A 6,296-nucleotide genomic window follows, 5' to 3' on the forward strand; every position below is an offset into this window, starting at 1 on the left:
GCGCCCCTGAACGCGGTCGGATGATGTGTACCCCCCTCTGCGGCTTTCGCATATGTCCACCACGACACCGTGGGGGACAACGGTGCGGAGCTGCACGAACGGGGGCGCGCGGTTCAGGTCCACCACGACACCGTGGGGGACAAGCCCGTATCCACCACGCCACCGTGGGGGACTCCGCATGTCTTGCGGGGGATGGCCGCCAGAGTGGCTGCAGGTACCCTCGCGATACGCAGGTTCTGCGGAGCTCGTGCATTGTCACCCAAGAGGCGCCCCCGCGACCCTTGTCAATCGGATGCTTCTTTCGAAGACGGGGACGAGGGCGAGGGGCGAAGGCGAAACCGAGGCCCCGCTCAGGGCGAAGGCCGCTGCGCGCACTGCGACCGCAGTGAAGCAAGATGTTCCAGCTGCGGGTGTCACGTGACAGCCAGGGCTGTCACATCACCAGGATGTTCCAGCTGCAGGTGTCACGTGACAGCCAGGGCTGTCACATTGACCCGCGGCGCTGCCCTGCGACGCCTCAGATGACTGAAGCCACCTCTTTCCGCGCGGAAAGTCGCATAATGCCATACCACTGCCAAACACACCAGGCCCGATAGCCTGTGCTCGCGTCACGTCGCCACCCAGCTCTCCCCGGTTCGTCCTCAAAACAAACAAAATACTGACAAGAGCGCCGGGGTCGCCAACCAGTGCATCACGCGTGAGCTCCGCAGGACCAGACTGCCCCCAGGGTACCTGAAGCCACCTTCGCGCACCGCCTTTGCGTGGGTGAACTACGCACTGAGCGCCCCAGTCTACCTCAGTCCACCACGACCTCGGGGGACAGTTGCAGGCTTGACGCAAAGTCACAGCAGGAGCAACCCACCAGGTGCTCGGCGCAAGCAGTGAAGAGCACCGGTCCTTTGGCGAGAAGCCCAAATGGGCTTATACCGCAGCGCCCCCGACCCACCGCAGCGCCCCGGCAGGCCCGCTCCCCCCATCGAGGCGAAGAAGCGCTTCAAGCGGGCCACTCGTCGACCAGGGCGAACACTGCTCCAGGCGTGCAGAGCGCGGCGTCGGCCCACACCGACCGCGTCTGCCCCTCACCGCCGCCGAGGCGAGGGGCCACGACCCGAACCACCCCATCTTTCAGCGAGGCCTGATGTCACGCGTCTCTCCCGCCCTCATACAAGAGATCATCCACAAGACCGACCTCGCCGGCGTCTTGAGCCAGCACCTGTCGATGCGCCAGCAGGGCCGCAAGCTGCTGGCGCTGTGCCCGTTCCATCCAGAGAAGACGCCCTCGCTCAACTTCGACCCCGAGACCGGCCTCTTCTACTGCTTCGGGTGCAAGGCAGGCGGCGACTTCATCAAGCTCATGATGCACCTCGAGGGGTGGACCTTCATGGAGGCCATCCGAGACCTCGGACGGCGGGTGGGGGTCGAGGTCGAGGAGATGTCGAGCGACGAGCGCGCGCAGTACGACCGCAAGCAGCGGCTGCGCGAGGTGCTCGAGCGTGCGTCGCTGCTCTATCACCGCATCCTCACCCAGTCGCCGAACGCCCAGGCGGCACGCGACTACCTGCATCAGCGCGGTCTGACGGCAGAGACCATCAGCCGCTTCGAGCTCGGATACGCACCGCCAGGCCCGGCCTTCCTGGCCGAGTGGCTGCGTGAGAAAGGCTTCAGCGAAGACGAGATCATCGGCTCTGGCCTTGCGGTCGAGCGTGGCGGTCGGCCCGTCGACATGTTCCGCGACCGCGTCACCTTCCCCATCCACGACGCCCACGGCCAGCGCATCGCCATGGGGGGGCGCCTCATGGGTGATGGACAGCCGAAGTACCTCAACTCTCCTGAGACCCAGCTGTTCTCGAAGCGCGCGCATCTCTACGGCCTCTACCACGCCCGCACGAACGTGCGGGAGGCCCCCGCCATCGTGGTGGAAGGCTACATGGACGTCATCGCGATGCATCAGGGCGGCTTCCCCCAGGCCGTGGCCTCCCTGGGCACCGCCCTCACCATCGAGCAGGCAAAGCTGCTGCGTCGCTACTGCGAGTCGTGCGTTCTCGCCTATGACGCCGACCGCGCCGGCGAGAACGCCGCCGACAAGGGCATCGAGGTGTTCGAGCAGGCCCAGCTGGGGGTGCGCGTCCTGCGCCTTCCCAAAGGTGAAGATCCTGATTCGCTCCTGCGCGCGGGAGGGGCGCAGGCAGTCGCAGAGCGCCTGCAGCAGGCCCAGGGCATCGTCGAGTACCGCATGGACCTGCTGAGCGAGCGCGCCGACCTGCGAACACCGGAGGGAAAGAGCCACTTCCTGCGCGAGATGGTGCCCACCCTCGGAAAGATACGCGACGTGGTGCGACTCGACGAGTACGTGCGCCAGCTGTGCCATCGCGCGAACGTGAGCGAGAGCGCCGTCCGTCGCCTGCTGCGCATCGAGGGAACCCCGCCCCCGCCAGGGATTGCGGCCTACGAGAGTCGACGCGACGCGGCCCCTCCCCGACGCGCAGACGCAAAGCCCGGTGGGTCCTCGGGCGGACGATCATCATCGGGAGACGGCCGGTTCGGCTCTGGCTCTGGGGAGAGCTGGCGAAAGGGTGGCGACGGCGGACGCGGCTGGAACCGCGACGGCCAGCGCGATCGGCGTCCGCCCCCCGCGGAACCGCCTCCGCTCTCGCCTCCAGGACGCGCGGCGTCTGCGGGTCTTGCTCGGGCCGAGTGCGATCTGCTGCGCTGCCTGCTGGCTGAACCCGCCTCCATTCCCGCGGCGCGCGCGGCAGTCGCGCCCGAGGAGATGGAAGACCCCCTCGCCCGAGGGGTCCTGGTCAAGCTGTATGCCATGCCTGACACGCAGAACCCGCTGAGTCCCGCCGATCTCGTCGCGCTCGTCCAGCATGACGCCGATGTCACTCAAGAAGGAGTCGACCGACGGCTGTCTGAAATACTACTGGCCAAAAACGCGGAACCTCTCACTCCCGAGCTATTCGCGCACACCCTGGCGTACTTTCGCACCCGCCGCGAGAAAGCCGAGCTTCAATCGCTCCGGCGATCGATCAGACAGCGCATCGGCGAGACCATCGGTCACGACGACCCCGAGTACGTCCGGCTCCGCGAGCTTGAACAGAGACTGCAGAACGATCGAATGAAGGGAACCTAGATGTCGAAGGAGCGCGAAAAGGCACCCGTCGCTGGGGGAGAGGTCTCACCGGAGTTCAGCAAGCTCCTCGCCGAAGGCAAGAAGAAGGGCACGCTCACCCACGAGGAGATCAGCGAAGCGCTCTACAAGAGCGAAGATCTCTCACCCGAGCAGTTCGATGAGCTCTTCGAGCGCCTCGCCAACGAAGGCATCGAGATCATCGGCGAGGCCAAGGATGCCGGTGCCGACGAGAAGGAAGAAGAGCAAGCCGAAGAGGTCTGGCCGGAGGGCATGTCGCTCGACGATCCGGTTCGCATGTACCTCAAGGAGATCGGTCGGGTCGATCTCCTCTCCACCGAGCTCGAGATCGATCTGGCGCAGAAGATCGAGGCCGGCGAGAACGCGGCCAAAGAGATCCTGGCGATGCCGGATTTCTGGAACGTGATGCGCCAGCAGCTCCTCAAGCGCATCGAGCAGAGCAAGGACGCCCGCAAGACCCTCGCCGAGAACCACGGCACCCTCCCGCAGTCGGTCTCCCGGCGCCTGCAGCATGAGGTCAATGCGGGTCAGGAAGCGAACATGCTCCTCGAGCTCGTGCAGCGCCTCGAGCTCGAGAGAGAGCCAGAGCGCTTTGAGTCGGTGCGCGACGAGCGTGAGAAGAACAAGGAGTTCGACAACCTCTTCCGCGACGCGCGAACCGAGTTCCGCAACAGCCTTCCGCAGAAGACCTCGGTGAAGTTCACCGACAAGGACGCCAAGAAGCTGGCCTCGCTCGAGGAGCAGCTCGAGAGCGAAGACCACTCGAAAGACGAGCGCAAAGCCCTCGAGACCGACATCGGCAGCCTGCGAAAGCAGCGACGAGACGCTGCCCCGCGGGCAGACTTCGAACGCCTGCTCGAGCTCGAAGACACCGGAGACATCGCAAAGAAGAAGCTCATCGAGGCCAACCTCCGTCTCGTGGTGTCCATCGCCAAGAAGTACATCAGCCGCGGCATGCTGTTCCTCGACCTGATTCAAGAGGGCAACCTCGGCCTCATCCGCGCGGTGGAGAAGTTCAACTACCGCAAGGGCTACAAGTTCAGCACCTACGCGACCTGGTGGATCCGTCAGGCCATCACCCGCGCGCTGGCCGACCAGGCGCGCACCATCCGCATCCCCGTGCACATGGTGGAGACCATCAACCGCCTCATCCGCGTCTCCCGCCAGCTGCTCCAGGAGCTGGGCCGCGACCCCAGCGTCGAAGAGATCACGAACGAGATGTACCCCATCGAGCCGGAAGAGGTTCGGGTGCAGCTCTCCAAGACGTTCGGGCAAGACCTCCACAGCGAAGATCCGAAGGTGAAGGACGAGCTCAAGCGACGGCACAAGTTCTATCAAGATCGGGTGCGCGAGATCATCAAGATCGCCCAGGAGCCCATCTCTCTCGAGACGCCCATCGGCGAAGAGGAAGACTCCCACCTGGGTGACTTCATCGAAGACTCAGATGCCGTCGCGCCGGCCGAAGCCGCCTCCACCATGCTTCTCAAGGAGAAGATGGAAGACGTGCTGCAGAACCTCACGCCCCGCGAGAAGAAGGTGCTGCAGCTGCGCTTCGGCCTCGAAGATGGCCGTCCGCGAACCCTCGAGGAAGTGGGTCAGGAATTTGGTGTCACGCGCGAGCGCATACGCCAGATCGAGGCAAAGGCGCTGCGCAAGCTCCGCCATCCCACCCGCAGCAAGTGGCTGAAGGACTACTGGATGGGCCAGTGAGCGCCCGTCCCGCTCCTCTCGGGGTCGGCGATCCCCCTGCCCTCGAGAGGCGCTGGCTCAAGACCGCGACGCCGTCTGGCATCGCCGCAATCAACAAGGAGCTCCCCATGCAACACCCCCGTATCCAGGGCCGTGCTCGGCTTCTCACCACGTTGCTGGTCGTAGCGTGGGCGACCGTTGTCGCCCCGCTTGCGCAGGCTGCCCCAAAGACGGCGCCCGCAGCCTCGAAGCCCTCGACCTCGGCAACGAGCACCCCCGCAGCAGCGCCCTCTCCCGAGGCCGAGCCGCCGAAGGCCGCGCCGAGCCCCGGCGCAGACGAGCGCGCGGAAGCGTTGAACAACGCCGTGTATGCCATGTCGAGCATCCAGTCGTTTCTCGAGTTCTACTTCATGGAAACGGGACAGTACCCCGACGCTCTTGTCGACATGCTCTCGCAGTACAACCAGGGCGTGAGGCAGGGCGAACCGCTGGTGAAGATCCCCACCGACCCGGCAACAGGTCGCAAGTTCATCTACGCAGCGTCGGAAGACCGCACGAAGTACACCCTGAGGGCTCCGGAGCCCGCGGCCTATGGCCTCGGCTCGCTGCAGATCCACCAGGTCGACTGGGGCTGGATGGCCTCCATCGCGTCGGAGCAGAAGAAGAAGCGACTGACCATGCGCTGCGTGCAGTTCATGCAGATGCTGGCCAATGTGGTGGAAGAATACAACAAGGCGAACCGCAACCGTTTTCCCGACAGCATCGACAAGCTCATCCCCAAGTACCTGCAGAAAGTACCGACCTGCCCGCTGTGCAAGAAGCCCTATCAGTATGCGCATAGCGACCGCGGCTTCGAGGTCATCTGCCCAGAGCCCAAGGTCCATGGGCTAGACGACTTCCGCTTCAGCAGCACCGAAGGTCTGAAGAAGCTCCCCTGATCACTCTCGGGTGATCGCTACTCGAACAACCCCGCGCGAGCCGATCGACGGCCGACGCAGACGCGACCGGAGGAACTGCCCGTGAGCAGCAAGACATCGAGCAAGGATGCAGGGGCGCCCACACCGACGGTGCCCACCGAGAACCCCGCCTCTTATGACGAGAAGCGCTTCTGGCGCAGCACGCCGTGGGGCGACACCTACTGGTGCGAGATGTGCAGCACGTGCATGCGCTGGCGCTACTCGCAGCGCGCCCAGGGCCGCGTATGCGTGACCTCGTTCAACTTCAACTTTCCCCTGGTCATCATCGAGCGCGGCCGCTGCAACGAATATCGTCCCGTTCCTGGCGCCGAGAACCTCTGGGCCGACGACTACCTCGAAGAGGAAGACGAGTACGATCAGCCGCGCGACCGTGACGGGGGAGACGGCTACGACGAGGAAGGCGGCAGCCGTCGCGCGGGGGGGGGCAGCAGCGGTCGTCGACGGCAGCGCCGCAGACCGCGCCGCGGAGGCGGTGGGAG

General features: G+C 65.2%; 4 protein-coding genes. All 4 read left to right on the top strand.

From position 1 onward, the window contains the following. The first annotated feature begins 1,138 nt into the window (after positions 1-1,138). The gene (locus EB084_17375; protein ID NDD30029.1) at positions 1,139-3,133 is read left to right on the top strand and encodes a DNA primase; all 1,995 of its coding nucleotides are present in this window, start codon (positions 1,139-1,141) and stop codon (positions 3,131-3,133) included. Beyond that, positions 3,134-4,861: a sigma-70 family RNA polymerase sigma factor gene (locus tag EB084_17380; GenBank protein ID NDD30030.1), complete on the top strand. Its 1,728-nt coding sequence runs from the start codon at positions 3,134-3,136 to the stop codon at positions 4,859-4,861. After that, positions 4,858-5,778, top strand: coding sequence for a hypothetical protein (locus EB084_17385; protein ID NDD30031.1), 921 nt, complete (start codon positions 4,858-4,860; stop codon positions 5,776-5,778). The genes EB084_17380 and EB084_17385 overlap by 4 nt, the downstream gene beginning before the upstream one ends. Before the next feature lie 81 nt (positions 5,779-5,859). Beyond that, positions 5,860-6,296 (top strand): hypothetical protein (locus tag EB084_17390; GenBank protein ID NDD30032.1); only part of this gene is annotated, 437 nt, incomplete at its 3' end.

This window comes from Pseudomonadota bacterium, from assembly GCA_010028905.1.
Classification (GTDB): Bacteria; Vulcanimicrobiota; Xenobia; order RGZZ01; family RGZZ01; genus RGZZ01.